Source organism: Mucilaginibacter sp. P2_A5 (assembly GCF_056404995.1).
In genome coordinates this window covers 112745-130566 of sequence record NZ_JBFUCY010000012.1, presented here as the reverse complement: position 1 = coordinate 130566, position 17822 = coordinate 112745, and the positions used below count along the sequence as shown (strand labels likewise).

12 protein-coding genes are annotated in these 17822 nt (G+C 45.1%); 2 read left to right on the top strand and 10 right to left on the bottom strand.

Annotated features, from left to right (window positions below):
• Nucleotides 1–81: 81 nt before the first annotated feature.
• Nucleotides 82–762, bottom strand: a complete 681-nt coding sequence (locus AC1DXF_RS12415) for a porin family protein (protein WP_477449008.1) — start codon at nucleotides 760–762, stop codon at nucleotides 82–84.
• A 211-nt stretch (nucleotides 763–973) separates the two neighbouring features.
• Here AC1DXF_RS12415 and AC1DXF_RS12410 point away from each other — a divergent pair, with 211 nt between their 5' ends.
• On the top strand, nucleotides 974–2698 hold the full coding sequence (locus AC1DXF_RS12410; protein ID WP_477449006.1) for a glycoside hydrolase family 3 protein: 1725 nt from the start codon (nucleotides 974–976) through the stop codon (nucleotides 2696–2698).
• A 106-nt stretch (nucleotides 2699–2804) separates the two neighbouring features.
• On the opposite strand, the gene AC1DXF_RS12405 is transcribed toward AC1DXF_RS12410, so the two are convergent.
• Both AC1DXF_RS12405 and AC1DXF_RS12400 read right to left on the bottom strand, forming a co-directional pair.
• A complete protein-coding gene (locus AC1DXF_RS12405) occupies nucleotides 2805–3104 on the bottom strand; it encodes a type II toxin-antitoxin system RelE/ParE family toxin (RefSeq protein WP_477449004.1) in 300 nt (99 codons plus the stop codon).
• A 7-nt stretch (nucleotides 3105–3111) separates the two neighbouring features.
• On the bottom strand, nucleotides 3112–3345 hold the full coding sequence (locus AC1DXF_RS12400; protein WP_477449002.1) for an addiction module protein: 234 nt from the start codon (nucleotides 3343–3345) through the stop codon (nucleotides 3112–3114).
• 140 nt (nucleotides 3346–3485) lie between these two features.
• On the opposite strand from AC1DXF_RS12400, the gene AC1DXF_RS12395 reads away from it, so the two are divergent.
• Complete coding sequence (locus AC1DXF_RS12395) at nucleotides 3486–6659, top strand: ATP-dependent helicase (protein ID WP_477449000.1); 3174 nt, start codon at nucleotides 3486–3488, stop codon at nucleotides 6657–6659.
• Nucleotides 6660–6710: 51 nt separating this feature from the next.
• On the opposite strand, the gene AC1DXF_RS12390 is transcribed toward AC1DXF_RS12395, so the two are convergent.
• The 7 genes from AC1DXF_RS12390 to AC1DXF_RS12360 form a co-directional block, all read right to left on the bottom strand.
• The gene (locus tag AC1DXF_RS12390; RefSeq protein ID WP_477448998.1) at nucleotides 6711–8726 is read right to left on the bottom strand and encodes an alginate lyase family protein; all 2016 of its coding nucleotides are present in this window, start codon (nucleotides 8724–8726) and stop codon (nucleotides 6711–6713) included.
• Between the two features lie 79 nt (nucleotides 8727–8805).
• Nucleotides 8806–10473, bottom strand: coding sequence for a hypothetical protein (locus AC1DXF_RS12385; protein ID WP_477448996.1), 1668 nt, complete (start codon nucleotides 10471–10473; stop codon nucleotides 8806–8808).
• Between the two features lie 11 nt (nucleotides 10474–10484).
• Nucleotides 10485–12119: a glycoside hydrolase family 43 protein gene (locus AC1DXF_RS12380; protein ID WP_477448994.1), complete on the bottom strand. Its 1635-nt coding sequence runs from the start codon at nucleotides 12117–12119 to the stop codon at nucleotides 10485–10487.
• Nucleotides 12120–12145: 26 nt separating this feature from the next.
• On the bottom strand, nucleotides 12146–13378 hold the full coding sequence (locus AC1DXF_RS12375) for a sugar MFS transporter (protein ID WP_477448992.1): 1233 nt from the start codon (nucleotides 13376–13378) through the stop codon (nucleotides 12146–12148).
• Nucleotides 13368–14315, bottom strand: a complete 948-nt coding sequence (locus tag AC1DXF_RS12370) for an ROK family protein (RefSeq protein ID WP_477448990.1) — start codon at nucleotides 14313–14315, stop codon at nucleotides 13368–13370. The genes AC1DXF_RS12375 and AC1DXF_RS12370 overlap by 11 nt, the downstream gene beginning before the upstream one ends.
• A gap of 111 nt (nucleotides 14316–14426) precedes the next feature.
• Nucleotides 14427–16322 carry a glycoside hydrolase family 97 protein gene (locus AC1DXF_RS12365; protein WP_477448988.1) on the bottom strand — a complete coding sequence of 632 codons (1896 nt, stop codon included), beginning with the start codon at nucleotides 16320–16322 and terminating at the stop codon, nucleotides 14427–14429.
• Entirely contained in the window at nucleotides 16323–17708 is a 1386-nt protein-coding gene (locus tag AC1DXF_RS12360; protein ID WP_477448986.1) for a glycoside hydrolase family 88 protein, read from the bottom strand.
• Nucleotides 17709–17822: the final 114 nt, after the last annotated feature.

Genomic DNA, 17822 nt, shown 5'->3' with positions numbered 1-17822 from the left:
AAAAGAGCCACCCGGCAATCCCGGATAGCTCTTTTTCAATAGCTTTCAGCTTTAGGCCTTCGGCTTTAAGCTTGACAAGCTTTATTGAAATTTAAACCCTAAACCAATCTGCCATACCTGGTTGCGATAGTTGGGCAAATACGAATCGTCTTCGGGGCGGCTGGTGGTAAGGTCGATGTTGTATCTTCCCCTTAATTCTATGTTCCGACTCAAATCTACGCTCAGGCCAATAACACCGCTTACATCAGTATGGTCGCCGCGGTTGTTGTAATATTGCTCCTGCTCGGTAATAAAACCAGTTTCGTAAGTGTTTTTAGTTGATGCCAAAAAGTTGATGGATGGGCCTACCAAAAAGTTAAATTGAGGCGCCAGCTTTACTTTCAACAGCAGGGGCACGTCAATATAATTGGTGCGTTGGGTAAACCTGCCATAATCGGTATTTGCTGTATAGCCTTTACCCGAGTATAAGATTTCAGGGGCAAATGATATCGGGTAGGCAATGGGAATATCCAATGTTAAACCACCGTTAAATCCTGCCAATGAATTGGTGCTGAAGTTAGAATTATCGGCATCAATAGTATTTGCAATGTTTAAACCTCCTGTTAAACCAACTTTTATGCGATAAAAATCATCGCTTTGCTGGCGGCGTTCGTGCCTTTCAGTCCGGGGGGCTGGTCTGCGGCGAGGGGGGCCATAATAGCGTTGCGCGCTGGCTGTGTATGCTGCAAATAAGCAAAGGGTAAAAAAAAGAATCTTCTTCATGTTAGTGTGTTTTATATATCCATAGATTAAAAAATATCGCAAAGGTTTAATTGCACACTAATGCCACGAATTTTTTCTAATTACACTAATCCTCGCGAAGGTTTTGTTTGTATCACTATCAATTCGTGCAATTCGCTTTAATTAGTAGTAATTCGTGTTTCAAAATTCGATTTAATTAGTGACAATTCGTGTTTCGTGTTTACATTTGAACATGCCAAAATTGAAAACCAGCTATCGTTTCGCATTCATAATCTCCCTTAATTTTATCGTTATAAACGCTTTCGCGCAAAAGGAAAGCTATATCCAAAGCCTCAATACGCAGAATCACTGGGTCGATTCGGTTTATCATAAACTGAGCCGTAAACACCGCATAGCGCAATTGTTATTTGTGCGTGCACATACCAACAAAGGGCAGGCCTATGCCGATTCGGTAGGCAAAGTGATCAAAGACCAGCAAATTGGGGGGCTTGTATTTTTTCAGGGCGGCCCCGGCAGGCAGTTAAACCTGGTTAATCAATATCAAAAACTGGCAAAAATACCGCTACTGATAGCTATGGATGGCGAGTGGGGCCTGGGCATGCGCCTGGATTCGACGGTATCATACCCTTACCAGATGACCCTTGGCGCCATACAGGATAATACCCTGATTTACAAAATGGGCCGGCAGGTGGCTGCCGATTTTAAACGCATCGGCGCTCATTTTAATTTAGCGCCCGATATGGATGTCAATAACAATCCCAACAACCCGGTAATCAATTACCGCTCTTTTGGCGATAATAAATATAATGTGGCCAAAAAAGGAATAGCCTATTTTACGGGTATGCAGGATGCCGGTTTGCTTACCGCTGCTAAGCACTTCCCGGGTCATGGCGATACCAATGTCGATTCGCATTTCGATTTACCGTTATTACCTTATAGCAGGGGCCGGCTGGATTCATTGGAAGAATATCCCTTTCGCGAGGCTATTAACGCCGGCATTAGCGGCGTAATGATAGCCCACATGAGTATCCCCTCGCTGGATAGCACTACCCATTTGCCGTCCACTTTATCGCGCCCCATCATTACCAGTATTTTAAAAGATTCGCTGAAGTTTAAAGGCCTGGTAGTATCAGATGCCATGGAGATGAAAGGCGTGGTAAAGTACTTTCCCAACGGCGAAGCGGATGTAAAGGCATTTATTGCCGGCATGGACGTTATTGAGCTGTCTGAAAATTCCGACCGTGCCATTAAACTTATCCGCAAGGCATTGCGGCATGGTGCCATCAGCAAAGCTGAATTTGAAATCAAGGTTAAAAAAGTACTGGCTGCTAAATACTGGGCAGGCCTTAACCAGTACCAGGAAGCAACGCCTGCAAACCTCAATGCTGATATTAACAGCCCGGCCCAAAAAGAATTGCTGCAGCAACTGAGCGATGCCGCCGTAACCGTATTAAAAGGTGATGCATCAACCCTGAAGCTTAACCCATTTTTAAAAACAGCCATAGTGAGCATTGGCGTATCCTCGCCAACCCTGTTTCAGCAGGAGGCCGCCAAAAGTTTCCCCAATTGCAAGTTGTTTATGGTTGATAAAAACACCCCGGCTATCGGCCTCAAAAATATCCTGGCCTTATTAAGCCAATACCAGCAGGTAATAGTAGGTGTACATGATACCCGCCTGCGCCCCCAAAGCAAACTGGACTACAGCAGCGACGTGAAATTGATGATAGCCGATCTGGCCGGTCGCCCTAACACGGTGATCAGCGTTTTTGCCAATGCCTACACCATAGCCGGCCTGCCAGGTATCGAAAAAGCCAACACGCTAATGGTTTGTTATCAAAACAGTCCCGAACTGCAAAAATCGGTAGTGAAAGTATTGGCGGGAACGTTGAAGCCTACCGGTAAATTGCCGGTGAGTGTTAATATGTTTTTCCCTACGGGGACGGGGATAGGGTTGTAGTGGGGGGGAATTATTTTGCGTTAGGGATGGGCGCGGATACCGGCCTGGGCGTAATGCCTGAAGCCGTATGAGCATACAGCCCGGACCGCAGGTAACGCCCCAAAGGCTATTTTCGAAATTTTTTGTTTGGATTGCGACTGGTATGAAATATAGCCATCACGGTAATCTGTTTCAGATCTTCATCGATTACGTAAACAATCAGGAAAGGAAATTTTTCAGTTAATGCCTGGTGAAATTGATTATAGTCGGCCTTATAGTGATAAGGGTTCCTGCTAATTTGATTTAGCTTTCTGCGGATGGCGGTTTCAAACACGTCGCCAAGTCCCGATTGTTGCTCTTCATACCACAAAAATGCATTTGAGAATTCTTTCGTTGCTTCCTGCCGAATTTTTAAATCATAACTCATCGATAAATTATTTTACCAATGATTGTTTTGCCATAGTCACGGTTTCATCCCAGGTAAATGATTGGCCTAATCCGTTTTGATGGTCACTAAACCTTTTGTCCAATTCCTCCCTTTGGGCTTTGGTAAGTTCGTAACCGTCAGAGATTTCATTTTGTAACAAGGTATAAATAGCTTTTAGTTTATCATCTTCTGCCGTTTCAATATATTCATGCAATTGTTTTCTTATTTGTGATGTACGCATATATTTTACCTTTTCACAAATTTAAAATATTTCGGTGAAGTTCTATGCTATATAGACACCAGTAGATAATTTATTTAAAACAACATTCCTACCCGCAAGTTGCCATCCCGCCCCCGCTTTCCTATCTTTACTTAACAATTATGCAATCCAACTTCAACAAATACAACGATAAATTCCAATCAGCCTTAGCCGGGCTAAACCCCGAGCAATTGGCCGCCGTAAATAAAATGGATGGCCCTGTTCTGGTTGTCGCCGGGCCGGGCACGGGTAAAACGCAGATCCTGGCCGCGCGGATTGGTAAAATATTGACCGATACCGATGCCCTGCCCAACGAGATCCTTTGCCTTACCTATACCGATGCAGGCGCGGTAGCCATGCGTAAGCGCCTGTTTGAGTTTATTGGGCCCGATGCATATCGCATCAACATTTACACCTTCCATGCCTTTTGCAACGAGATCATCCAGGAAAACCTCGAATATTTTGGCAAACTGAATTTGGAGTCGCTATCCGACCTGGAATCGGCGATGCTGTTTCGCGAATTGGTGGACGAGTTTGATAACGACCACCTGTTGAAACGTTTTACCGGCGATGTGTATTACGATACCAAACGCCTGAAAGACCTGTTCAGCACCATGAAGCGTGAGAACTGGGATGCGGTTATGATTGAAAAGGCCGTGCAGGAATACCTTGATGATATCCCCAACCGCGAAGAGTTTGTTTACAAACGCGCCAACTCCAAAACCGGCATCAAAGTTGGCGATCCCAAACAAAAGGATATTGACGCCGCGCACGACCTGATGAAAAAACTGGTAGCCGCTGTGCGCGAATACCAGAACTATGATGTAAAAATGAAAGCCAAAGGCCGTTATGATTTTGACGATATGATCATTTGGGTGCTACGTGCTTTTCGCGATAATGAGGAGATACTGCGCAAATACCAGGAGCGTTACCAGTATATCCTGGTTGATGAGTTCCAGGATACCAGCGGATCGCAAAACGAGTTGCTGCGCTTTTTGCTTAATTATTGGGATGTGCCAAACGTGTTTGTGGTAGGCGATGATGACCAGTCGATTTTCAAGTTCCAGGGGGCCAACATGAGCAATATTCTTGATTTTGCAAGCGATTATGTGAGCACCCTGAAAACAGTGGTGCTAAAGCATAATTACCGGTCGAACCAGCACATCCTGGATATTTCCAAAGCACTGATTGATAATAACCAGGAACGGTTAACCAGGCAACTTAAACTGGATAAGGAATTACAGGCATCTCATCCGCGCTTCGTGGATTTGGCCGCTGAGCCGGTAATCCGTGAATACGAAAACCCCGACCAGGAACTGGTAGATGTATCAGCACAAATAAAAAAACTGATTGATAACGGAGTCGAGCCTGGCGAGATAGCCGTGATTTACCGTAACCATAGCCAGGTGGAAGAAATGATCCAATACCTGGAGGTAAAAAAAATAGCCGTAAACACCAAACGCAAAATTGATATCCTTACCCAGCCCTTTGGCGAGAAGATCATCAATATCATGCGCTACCTGATGCAGGAACTCGATTCGCCTTATAGCGGTGACGAGTTGCTGTTCGAGATCCTACACTACGATTTCTTTAACATAGCTCCGATAGAAATTGCCAAGGCCAGCATTGCGGTATCGCAGGAAAACTTTGCTGCCAATAGCCGCGATAAGCATCGCACATCCATCCGCCGTTACATCAGCGAGTTGCGGTCACCTGCCCAGCCTGACCTGTTTGCGCCCGATAAGTACATGGAGATGCGGTACCTCATGAACAATATCGATGATTTACTTAAATCGGCCGTAAACTCAACACTACAGGCTTTTTTCCAGAATGTGATTGCCAAAATGGGCATCCTGAAATACATTATGCAGCAGCCCGATAAGGGCGGCTATATGCAGATGCTGACCAGTTTCTTCGATTTTTTAAAGGACGAGAGCCGTAAAAATCCGGATATTAAGCTATCCGACTTGATTGCCACCATCGAGCTGATGAAAAAGAACGGCATCCGCCTTGATTTGAACAAAGTGATCTTCAGCGATAACGGCGTAAACTTTTTAACCGCCCACGGCTCCAAAGGGCTGGAGTTTGAGCACGTGTTTTTTATAGGCTGCGATAAACGTACCTGGGATAGCAAGGGCCGTAACAGCGGTTTTAGTCTGCCAGACACGCTTACCCGTTCGGCAGCTGACGATATTGCGCAAAAAGAGGAGGCCCGCCGCTTATTTTATGTGGCCATTACCCGTGCCAAACAATCTCTCATGATATCATACGCAGGCAAGGATAAAAAAGGGAAAGACCAGGAAGCAAGCCAGTTTATAGGCGAAATTTTGGCCAGCACAGATATACAGCTGCAATACCCCAAGGTACCGGCCGATACCATGGTCGATTTTATTGCCACCCAGTTTAGCGAGGTGGAAAAACCAAAGGTTGAGCTGCTGGATAAAAACTACATTAACCAGCTGCTGCAAAGCTACACGCTATCGGTAACGCACCTGAACAACTACCTGGATTGTCCGCTGCGGTTTTATTTTCAGTGTTTAATCCGGGTGCCATCGGGTAAAAGTCCGTCGGCCACGTTTGGGCAGGCGGTACACTGGGCGCTAAATAAAACCTACAGACTGCTGAAGGAGAACCAGGACGAGTTCCTGTCTACCGAGCAATTCATGAACGAATTTAAATGGTACATGGCCCGCAACCGCGATTCATTTACCAAAGATGAGTACAAGCTGCGCCTGGCCTATGGCGAAAAGATATTGCCGCCCTACTATGAACAAAACGTAGGCAGCTGGAACAAAATAGCCGTAACCGAAAAATCGATCAAAAACATCGAGATAAACGGTGTACCTATTAAAGGCAACCTGGATAAAATGGAGTTCGACGGTAAAAACGTTACCGTGGTTGATTATAAAACAGGAAAGGTACGGAATGCTAAAGACAAACTGTTGCGCCCAACATTTGATGCCCCCATGGGCGGGGATTACTGGCGCCAGGGCGTGTTCTACAAAATATTGGTCGACCATGACCGCACCAACGATTGGGAAGTTATCGACACCATTTTTGATTTTGTAGAGCCGATAAGCGAAGGCGAATATTACAAAGAAAAATATGTGATCAGTCCGGCAGATATTGCGCTGGTAACCGAACAAATCACCGAAACTTACGCCAAAATTATGGCCCACGAATTCAGCACCGGCTGCGGCAAAAAAGAATGCGACTGGTGCCATTTTGTAAAAACGAATTTTAAACAGGCTGAGGTGGTTTTGAACGCGGTGAGCGAAGAGGAAGAAGATATATGATAAATTATTTTTTGTGATTTGTCCTAATCTGGACTTACACAATATTGCCGCTTAATAAACCATAACCTGATCGAATTTGATAACAGTAGAGATAGATGTTAAACCGGAAGAAACGACTAAGCCTGCTAATAGCTGTTTTTTTGCTTGGACGACTACTGAGCCTGTTTTTACCCAGTTTTTTCCATCGGCCGACGAATAGGCAGAAATTATTGCTCCTTTTTGCTGCAACCGGAGCCAGCAATAACCGGTAAGGCGACTGAAAGTAACAACCGGTTCCGACAAAACAGGGCCCGATGCAATATCTTTTATAGTACTATCCTTAGCGCCGCGAAAAAAGAGCCTTGTATGCCAGCCCGGTGATTCGGGCTGTCCGGACAGTTCCGGTTTTACTATTAGAGCAGCCTGGATAGCGCTATCATTCAATCCGTCGCGGATGGCCAGGCCAAAAACTGAAAATTGTGAACTAACCTGCGGAACATACCGGGCGATGATAGTTCCGTTACCCTTTAATGTTGTATATACAAACTTAAACTGGTTCTGCACACTATCGATACCCACTCCTCCGGATGCTATAGTAAATTGCCGGCCATCAAATATTGCCGAACCTTTCGGTTCGCTGTTACTTCCAATGTCCGCCGCTTTCCATTTGATTGGAAAACCAGTTGTAATACTAACCGGGTACGCGTTCGCGCTCCCGCCCGATTTATCAGAAGCAGACACGGTATAATAATAAGTTCGTCCCTGCAGCGCCTTTGTATCCTGGTATAACAAACCTGTGATATTGCCGGCCAAAACCGTGTAAGGCCCATTTTTCTGTTCTGATCTTTTTAAGGTATAATAATTTGCACCCCTGCAGGCCACCCAGCTAATTATATTGCCATTTACCGACGATGTTTGGACCAATAACCCGGCCGGGGAGGCGGGAATAGTATTTATATCATCGCTACCTGCCGTCCTGGAGTAAAGCAATGTTCCAAACCCTACATGATCGGCACCCGGGAGCCCCTGTTGTTCAGGCCTGACTTTTTCGGCAGCCGCCTGGGTATAAGGCGCGGTTAAGCCCATGCGCTTAACGTAATGGTTATAAATTTGCTCATATACAGCCCTCAGCCTTCCCCTGCCTTCTACCGAGATTCGCTCATGCCAATATTTACCTGTCCTGTCCATTGCGGGTACATAGGGCACATCCTGGCCCAGGTTAAATTTGGCCGTATATTCAAAACCCTTTAGTAAGCGATTATCGGCATATGCATACAGGTTTAATCCCTGGTGCCATGCCATTTCAGCACAATCGCCCAAATGCGCTATGCCCAGTTGGGTGTGACTTTGGTCGCGCCCGCTTTCCTGGCACTGCCCGGTTTCGTTAATAATATAATTAACCAGGCTGCCATCGCCTGCGCCATTGATATAATAGTGTAAAGCCCGCTCGAATATGGGGCGGTCATTGCAAAAAATGCCAATCGCCATCATGGTTTTCATGGCCGCTGAATCCCAGTTGCCATTGGCAAATGGCGCGAAATCTTTGATAACCGGGTAAATCACTTCCCTGAAATGACTCTCCGTTCTTTCAATATCCGCCGCCGACCAGCCCGAATGGGTATACCGCAGTATCTCTGCGGCATTCACCATTTTAAAGGGACCAAGACCGGCCATTAATACAGCATCCCGGCCGGTTATTGATTTTAATGTTGATGACCACGCGTTAACAATTTCAATGGCTTTATCAGCATATAATTGCTGCCCCGTAAGAGCCCACATCAATGCATTCTGATAAGCGGCGTTAGCATCAGCATCGTATATACCCTGGCCAACTGTTGGATTTCGGCCTACCATCTCCATAGGGCCCTGCATATGATAGGTGTTTTGCGACTGTGGATGGGCCTGAAAGACCACGAAACCGCTATATACAGGTTCTTGTTTTTCTTTTATCGCTGTTTTAATGCGCGCTATATCCTGCGCATTTTGCAGCAACCCCGGATGGATGAATGATTGTGCCTGTAATTGCCCGGATAAACACACTAATAAAAAACAGCATACCGGTAAGCATAACCCTTTTATATAATTCATAGTTACTTTATGATAGTTAATTCCTCTGTTGCTTTTAATACTTTAAAAAGCTTATGTCCTGATTTTGGATGATGTAACGTTACCTGGATATATAAAAGGTTTGTTCAACCGGTGTAGCAGATTGCCACAAAGGCCCTGTTATCCTCCCCCATTGATAAGCCACGATGTTTACTTTTACCGGGTATTTACTTTTGAGCGGAACAGGCGTAAACTTAATTATACCGTTTTCTACGTATGCCGGCCCCGAAATAATATAATAACCCACAGGCAATCCCGAATTTGAGGTGGCATGTAAAGCCAGTTCTTTCGTACCCAATTTAACATCCTGTAGCTTCTGAAAGGTTATTTCCTGGGGTTTCCCAATTGTTAATTTAGCAGGTACAGTCATCTTGCCTGGTTGTACAGCGTGGCGATAGACTGCATCGCCTGCATTTTCTTCCTGTATCCAAAGCTCGGCGCCCATTCCCATCCTATCAAACTGTAACCTGAATAACGATGGCCCTGTTTGTACCGCCGGGCCGGAAATCACCCTAAAATTAATTGGCCCCAACGCGTGGCCCAGCTTTTGGCCTGCACCAATAAGTTCTGGTGGCATTTCCGGTAAAAAGCCTCCTTTTAGCCGGAAAGAGATACCATCTTCTTCCGGCTCAAACTTCAAATCGGCATAGCCCAGTTTGGCTACCGGTAATAACCGGCCGTCCTGTATAAACGTAAGCATTTGCCGTTTTCGTTTTAGGCGGTCGCCCTCAAATTTCATAGCTGCTACCGCCGTTTCCTGGTCAAAAAACCAATAGCCATTAGTGTTTCCGCCTTTAAATGCACTATAAGGAGCCGGTAAAAACACTTCTTTTTCCATGCCGCCGGTACCGGTTAACCAGTCGGCTGTTCTTTCAACGGGTTTTAAAACCGTTTGCCCTTGTTCGGGCAAACGGTACAGGCATGCTTTACGGATATACAATGCAATAAATTTTGCCAGGTGGGCAGACCAATCGAAATGCCCTCCGCCGGGATCTACCACTACACTAACCAGGTTACCGGCATCACGGGCACGTAAAACTAATGCGGTTTGCCTTACCACCGGCCAGTAAAAGTCGCGGTCGCCAGGCTGGATGGCAGGATCGGGTACCCGGTATTGAGGCCACTCGGTAGTTTCGCCCACGATGTAACAAAGCGGAATGTTTTTAAATTTCAGGGAATCGGGTAAGGGAATAGTTTTTACGGGGATACATGCTATTGTTCGTTCGGGCAAAGCATTTGCAAAGGTCCAGGCAAAATGCCCGTTGGCCGAATGCCCCATTGGTATTACCGGCGTATTTTTCAATTCATAATAGCCCGACTCCTTCGCCAGGTTATCCATCATTTGCTGAAAAACCATTTCCATCCCAGGCTTCATATCGGCAGTTAAAGATTGGTCATTCCGTTGTCCCGGCCCAATCCAAATAATACCTAAACCTATCTCTGCCGCTGTTCGGCGTATCAGCGCATCCTCGAGCCAGTTACGTTCCAGCAAGTTGGCCAGGGATATAATTACCCCTTTAACCTGTTTGCAATCCGGGGGTATCCATAAATAAGCAGTTCGGGTGCCAACCTTCACGCTGTATTGATAAACATGCAGATTAGGACTATCCTGGGCTTTACAGCTAACTGAAACAAAAATAGTCAGTAGCAAAGGAACAATCTTACCGATCCACAAAAATATCCTTGCTTTGTTGCTACCTTTCACCTCACCATGTACTTTTAAAATCATCCTCAACTGGATTATGGCGTTATCCTGAACCAGTCAAAATCGGCATATCCGCCCGTGCGTACATCCGGTTTGCTAATACAAAACAGGCCTACCTTTGCTCCTATCCATTTATCGGGCAGGGCAGTAAACGGTGTTCCTATTTCTTTAAAATTGGCCCCATCTTCACTGTAACTAAAACTACACCGGGCATCAGGCGCACTTACATGAACCCTGAGATAAACAGCAGATTGACTGATCCTATTTTCGGCTACAACCTCTTCTGTATTGCCGATTAATGCCCCTTTACAAATTACCTGGCTTATTTTGAACCCTTTTTCATCTTTGGAAACAGACAGATAGGCATAGTCATTCCCCATAACAAGCAGGCCTGCTTTTTTACTTTGCCATACATCCCATTCCACTTTATAATCAACCTTTGTTGTCGCCGTAAAATCAGGAGCCGGAAACTTTTGCAACAACAAATTGGGAACAGGCCACAGGTTAACCGCACCCGGTTCTGTTGGATAAGCAAACAACCGCAGATAGCCCGAACCCGGAATTAATGCGCTCCATTGTATTTTAGGGTTGGCGTGCCACTGCCATTGCAAACCAGGCTGATCTGTGTTAAACTCGTCACTTTCGGCCGGGGTTATCGGGGTATGAGTTTTACCCACATTTGGCTTTTTATAGGTAGGTACGGGCTCTCCTATGCCATCACCATCGTTATCTTGGCCAATTACCGGCCAGTTATTGATCCATTTTACCGGTTCCAGGTGGAGGATCCTGCCGTAAGCGCCTTTATCCTGGAAATGAATAAACCAGGGCTCGCCGGTTTGTGTCTGCACCAGCGCACCCTGGTGTGGACCGTTCACTGTGGTTCGGCCCTGGTTCATCACAATTTTAGTCTCATACGTCCCATAGATATATTTCGACCGCAACGCAAGCTGCCAGCCGGTGGCTACACCGCCTGCCGGCGCCAGCAAGTAATAATAGCCGTTACGCTTATACAGTTTGGGGCCTTCTATAGTTGGGTTTTTGTCATGCCCATCGTAAACATGTTTACCATCATCTGTAACATTTGTTCCTTCGGCATTTAGTTGAAAGATGGTTAGCAAACTGTTAACACCGGCGCGGCTGCCTGCCCAGGCCACCGCCAGATAGGCCTTGTCATCATCATCCCAAAAAGGGCAGGGGTCGATAATTCCCTTGCCTGGCAAAATCAACAACGGTTTACTCCAGGCACCCGCCGGATCTTTGGTTTTAATCATATAAATACCATAGTCGGGATCGGGGTAATAAATATAAAACTCGCCTTTGTGAAAACGGATGCTGGGCGCCCAAACGCCCTTGCCATGCTCTGGCTTATCATAAACAGTTTCGGGAACTTGTTTTTTTAACGCGTAATTAATCAGCTTCCAGTTAACCAGGTCTTTAGAATGAAGAACAGGCAGGCCCGGCATGCAATTAAAACTGGAAGCAACCAGGTAATAATCGTCCCCAACCCGTATGGCATCAGGATCTGAATAATCTGCATACAAAACCGGGTTCTTATAAGTGCCGTTCCCCTGATCTGCTACCCAAACTTTTGAGAGGGGGCTCTCAGCTGTTGCGTCAGGTAAGTGCCCCTGTTGGGCTATAACAAACTGATTGCATGCCTGCAAACTCAAGAATAATATGTATAATTTCAACCGCATCAATGTTTCACTTTATAAAATTTTGCGCCGAACAAAAAGATCACTACGTAACAAATTATTGGCAAATAATAGGCTTTGGCCACATTGTGGTTAGCGATGAGCCCCATCAGCAACGGGAAGAATGCGCCCCCAACTACCCCCATAGAAATAAAGGAAGATGCTTGCTGGGTATGTTTGCCCAGGTTTTTAAGGCCAAGGCTAAAAATAGTTGGGAACATAATACTGAAGAAGAAATTGATCATCATTAACGCGATATATGATGTCCATCCGTAGCCCTGGGCAACAATAACACACATAACCACGCTTCCTAAAGCAAATGCGGCCAATAACTTACTGGGGGCAATAAATCTCATCAGGAAGGTCCCTATAATACGACCAACAGCCATCATGGCCATAAAAACACTCATATACCCGGCGGCGGTTTCATTGCTGAAACCCATAATATCGTGCCCGTAGTTAATAAAGTAGGCCCAGGTGCCACCCTGCGCGGCAACGTTAAAAAATTGCGCAATAACAGCCCATACAAAATGACTGTGCTCATATAGCTTTTTTGTTGGGGCGATATCTACATTTACCGCATCGGTATCCGTTTCTGATGCTGCTACATGAGGAGCAGTTAATACCGGTATTTTAAGAAAAAGGAAAACAATAGCAATAAATACAATTACGCACCCTATGCCAACGTATAATGTTTTAACCGACGACAAATCAGTAGAGTGGTCACCCGCCGCACGGAAAAAAAAATATGCCCCCAGAGCGGGGCCAATAATAGTACCTATCGCATTAAATGACTGCGAAAAGTTGATACGCTGATCGCTGGTGCGCTGATCGCCCAAAGAGGCTGCAAAGGGGTGTGCTACCGTTTCCAGCGTGGCCATGCCGCAACCTAAAATGAATAAGGCTATTCTAAAAAAGTTGAATGAGTTGGCGTTAGCTGCGGGTACAAACAAAAAGGTGCCGATGGCAAACAACATTAGACCCAAAATAACACCCGGTTTATAGCCGAATTTTTTTAGGAAATATCCTGCCGGTATGCTCATTACAAAATAGGCGCCAAAAACAGACAATTGTATCAGCCCCGACTGTGATTTGGAAACGTTTAATACATCCTGAAAATGTTTATTCAATACATCGCTCATGGAGTGAAGCAATCCCCACATTAAAAAAAGGGAGGTGACGAAAACAAACGTCACGATAAATTTCTTTTCGGTAAAAGCTGGTTTATTGGTCATTGGTTTTGATTTTTTTAACTAAAGCTACGGCTTTTTCAATTGGCTTAAAAAGATGGGCAGCCCCTATAAGCGGCGCGTACTCCCCTAACCGGGCAAGTTCAATAGTGGTGTTTGGCAAGCGTTTTTTTAAAGCCGGCAAAAAAAGGGCGGACGCACGGGTTATATTGCCGCATAGGATCAAACATTGCGGAGACATCGCCAGGATATGGGGTTCGAGAAAACTGCTTAGGTTTTCGGCAAAATCTTCAAATACCTGTTTAGCAACCAGGTCCATATCGGCGATGAAAGCAAGTTCCTTTACGTTTTTTACTGATTTCCCTGATAGTTCATGGTATCGCTTTACAAATCCCCGGGTTGATAAATAGTCATCTGCGATGGTTTCCTTAAATGGTAAACTGCCCAAATTCAAATCGGTTATTTCGTCGTCAATAAAATATGCCGACCCAAAACCTGTTCCAAGGGTAACACCCATTACACTATTATATCCCCTTCCTGCTCCTGCAAAGCATTCGCCGGCAACAGTGGCTTCGGCATCGTTTCTGAATTTAATACGTTTATGGTGTATTTGCAGTGTGTTGGCGAGGTGCAATTTAATGTTAATGCCGTAGATAGATTCGTATTTGTTGAGCCCCTTGATATACGAAATTCCATTGTGGTAATCAAAAGGGCCGGGCATAGCCAGCGACAGACCTGATATATGAACATTGGCCGTTTCTAAAACCTGTTTTAATATATTGCTCCAGGCAAATAAAATATCCACCGCCGAACCCTGGCTATTGATATCAATCCTTACCTGGCTTTGTTCAATAATCGTATTTGTTTTATAATTACATATTGCTGCCGTTATATGTGAGCCGCCAATATCCGCGCTTAAAATATATGGTGTAAATACGTTTTCAATTGACATGTCGCGGTTTGGTGTTACTGTAAAACTCATTATTGATTATGCTCATTTATATAGGATCTGTTAATTAATTTCACATATATTCTTTATCAAATAGAAAATCAATAAGTCTGCTTTAAGCTTTGTGCATTCTGCTTTTAGCTTCTATTTAATTTCTTCTATATGCATTGCCTCGCCTCCTGATGGTTGCAGGTTAATGTTTAAGACTGATTTGCTGCTAACCACACTGTTGCTAACCCGCACATGCGTAGCTGTAGCCACGGCGGCATCATCACTATATATTTGGGCCCGATATTTTTTGCCCGGCTCCAGGAAAGTGAGCGCCACTTTCAAAGTCCTTGCTTCGTTATTGGTAATGGTACCCACAAACCATTCAGGTCCTTTGCGCCTGGCGGTAGTAATATACTCCCCCGGCTTACCTTGTATTACGCTTGTTTCGTCCCAACTGGTTGGAATATTGTCCCAAAATTCCAGTTCGGGCTCGTTATGCTCTGCCGATGGCTTATCATACCAGTAAAGCGTTTGCAGGGGGCTGTAATAAATGGCGGCCAATGCCAACTGATGGGCATGGGTGGTTTTGATACGTTTATCAAAATAACAAATGGTATAATCGGCGGGCCCGGCTATATAGCGGGTAAAAGGCAATATGGTATTGTGGGTTGCATCGGGCATTTCTTCGTTGCCGCGTACCCCTTCGGCTGTCATCAGGTTGGGCCAGGTACGTTGCTCGCCGGTAAGACGCCAGTCGTCATGAATGTTAACCATTATATGGCTGGCTGCCGCCTGCTGTATGGCTTTCTCCACCCAGGTAGTCCAACGGTGCGAGCCCACCTGTACAAAGCCGAATTTTACGCCTTTTATCCCCCACTTACTATATACAGCAAAGAGGCTGTCGCTTTGCGCCATTAATGCTTGCTGGTTTACATATAACCATACTCCCACGCCTTTATCCTTGCCATATTGAATAATACCCGGCAAATCAAAATCGGGTATAGCCACCTTTGTCGCGTCAGAATTAAAGCTGAATGCCGGCCCATACCATTTCCAGTCAAATAGTATGTATTGCAGCTTATGTTTTACAGCAAAATCGATATTAGCTTTGGCATCGGCGGTGGTTTGGGTCATCACACGCATAATTTTGCCTGGTTTTATCCAATCGGTATTTGTTATTTTAGATGGTTCATTCAGGTTAAGCATCATATAATTATGCGCTATCAAATCGCCCGGAGTTGTGGCCACCATGATCACGCGCCAGGGCGTACCAACTGGGGATACAAGTTGCGCCCCGCCAAACATAGAAGTTACAATAGTATTTGGATTATCATCGCTTAATTTGAATTTGGTACGGGCGTAATCAACTAACTGCGCTTCGCAAAGCGTAGCAAACAGTCCGTTGGGCAGTTCTAATGTAAGCGGGCGTTCGCTTTCTCCGGGCCAGCTGGCCAGCGGCAGTTTGTAATAAGGCGCCTGCGCCCAATTGGCAAACCAGGCCTGGGTGCCGGCGGGTAAATTAAACTCGGTATTTTCGGCTGTGATATTATAATACGTTCCTTTTTCATTTTCGGGAAAATAGTAGCGAATGGCGACGCCTTCATCATAAGCCCGAACCTGTACCTGCATCACATACGTTGGGTTATCATCCTTCACCAGGGTGATATCGGCAGCATTATAATTATCCCTTACCTGGCTGCGTTCGCCATTCACGGGGATCCAGGCTGTATCATGGGTGGCGGTTTTTATATCCTGTATCACCAGGTTTTCGCACCAGTTTTTATGTTGATCTACTTTCAGCGCCATCGCTTTTTCTGACAGCTGGTTATCCAGCTGAATATCCAGCACCGACTCGCCTATAACCTGTTTATCCTGGTAAGTTACCTGGTAATACATGGTCCGCCTATTATTGGCCGACTGTCTCTGATAAAACTTCAAAGTGAGTTTTTTATCAGGCGATTGAATTACCAGGGGAGCGCCCGTCGCCGTGTTTTGCGCTTTGGCAGCAAATGTGATAAATGAAACTACAGTTAATATAAAATATCTCATTTAGTGCGATTTATGTTGAGGGTGAGCAGGTTTGACATGTTGTAATTTATCCAATCTTAACAAGGCTTCCAAATAATAGTAATCGGCATAAATAATTGATGCATCAATTTCTGTTCCGGCGGGGTGATGCCCGGTAGCATGCAATAAAAAAGCGTCATTTACATTATGGCTCTGGTAAGCCGGGGAAGAAAGTGTTTGCAGCATAGCCTCGGCCTTCTGCCGGTAAATTTGCGCCCTCCTGTTATCTTTTACAAAAGTGGATAGCTCCAGCAATGCCGAAGCCGTTACACATGCAGCCGACGCATCTTTAGCAGTATTGGGTATAGCAGGATCATCAAAATCCCAGTAGGGGATTAAATCGGCCGGTAAGCGGCTTAAATACACATCGGCTACTTTTTGCGCAAAGTTTAAAAACTCCGCTTTCCCTGTTTCGCGGTAGCACATGGTAAACCCATATATAGCCCAGGATTGCCCCCTGGCCCACATACTGTTATCTGCATAACCCTGGTGAGTTATCCCTTTTATCTTTTTCCCGGTAATGGTATCATATACCACCACGTGGTAAGAAGTATAATCGGGCCTGAAATGATTGTGCATGGTAGTTTCGGCATGCTTAACCGCGATATCATATAGATGCCTGCTGCCGCCATTTTTTGAGGCCCAGAATAACAGCTCGAGGTTAATCATGTTATCGATAATGGTATTGTGGGGCCAGCCCATTTTTTTAACCATTGGCGGCCACGATAAAATAGTACCCACTTTGGGATTAAATAAGGTGGCTAATGAATCTGCCGATTTTAATATAACCTGTTTATACGCTGAGTCTCTCGTTAACCGGTACCCGTTGCCAAAGCTGTTAAACATCATGAAGCCCAAATCATGGTCGAAACCACTATGTTGAGAAATTGGCGTTAATTCCCTTGTGAATTTATCAGCAGCTGTTTTCCATTTTTCATCATGGGTCCCTTCGTATAAGTACCACAATATGCCGGGCCAGAAACCGCTGCACCAATCCTGATAACTTACGTATCGCCAACTGGTTTTGTCCTTGTCTATATTACGGGGCAGGTTGTTGCCATTTGCCGGAATAGCGTTTAGCGTTTTTTGGGCTTGTGCCGCGCAATAATTTATGTTGGCCCGTACCTCCAAACCTTTTTGAGCATGTGCGGATAACCCCATACATAAAATCATCAAAAAGGCTACATTTTTGCTTATTTTTTTGATATCAAAATCAACTTTTTGGTATTTTATTTCCATAAATGCTACAAATATTTTCACTTTATATGATCCTTTTCGCAGATGCGTGTTTTGTGAATTATAAACCGGAGGCTCAATAACTACAAAAGGCATTTTACCACATGCGTAAAACACATCCGGAAAATTCATTTATAATTGAGTTCCGAAAGTAGGTCAAAACAGGAACTCCCAAGGGGGTTCAGTAGGCCAAATAAGGGGGAGAAGAAGTCAATTTGACCAAAAAAGGAACATATTTTTAACTAA

Excerpts from the sequence above, each read along its gene's own strand:
- AC1DXF_RS12395 (WP_477449000.1), top strand. The coding sequence starts at position 3,486 with ATGCAATCCAACTTCAACAAATACAACGATAAATTCCAATCAGCCTTA.
- AC1DXF_RS12365 (WP_477448988.1), bottom strand. The coding sequence starts at position 16,322 with ATGAGATATTTTATATTAACTGTAGTTTCATTTATCACATTTGCTGCC.
- AC1DXF_RS12360 (WP_477448986.1), bottom strand. The coding sequence starts at position 17,708 with ATGAATTTTCCGGATGTGTTTTACGCATGTGGTAAAATGCCTTTTGTA.
- AC1DXF_RS12410 (WP_477449006.1), top strand. The coding sequence starts at position 974 with ATGCCAAAATTGAAAACCAGCTATCGTTTCGCATTCATAATCTCCCTT.
- AC1DXF_RS12390 (WP_477448998.1), bottom strand. The coding sequence starts at position 8,726 with ATGAATTATATAAAAGGGTTATGCTTACCGGTATGCTGTTTTTTATTA.
- AC1DXF_RS12405 (WP_477449004.1), bottom strand. The coding sequence starts at position 3,104 with ATGAGTTATGATTTAAAAATTCGGCAGGAAGCAACGAAAGAATTCTCA.
- AC1DXF_RS12415 (WP_477449008.1), bottom strand. The coding sequence starts at position 762 with ATGAAGAAGATTCTTTTTTTTACCCTTTGCTTATTTGCAGCATACACA.
- AC1DXF_RS12385 (WP_477448996.1), bottom strand. The coding sequence starts at position 10,473 with ATGATTTTAAAAGTACATGGTGAGGTGAAAGGTAGCAACAAAGCAAGG.
- AC1DXF_RS12400 (WP_477449002.1), bottom strand. The coding sequence starts at position 3,345 with ATGCGTACATCACAAATAAGAAAACAATTGCATGAATATATTGAAACG.
- AC1DXF_RS12370 (WP_477448990.1), bottom strand. The coding sequence starts at position 14,315 with ATGAGTTTTACAGTAACACCAAACCGCGACATGTCAATTGAAAACGTA.
- AC1DXF_RS12375 (WP_477448992.1), bottom strand. The coding sequence starts at position 13,378 with ATGACCAATAAACCAGCTTTTACCGAAAAGAAATTTATCGTGACGTTT.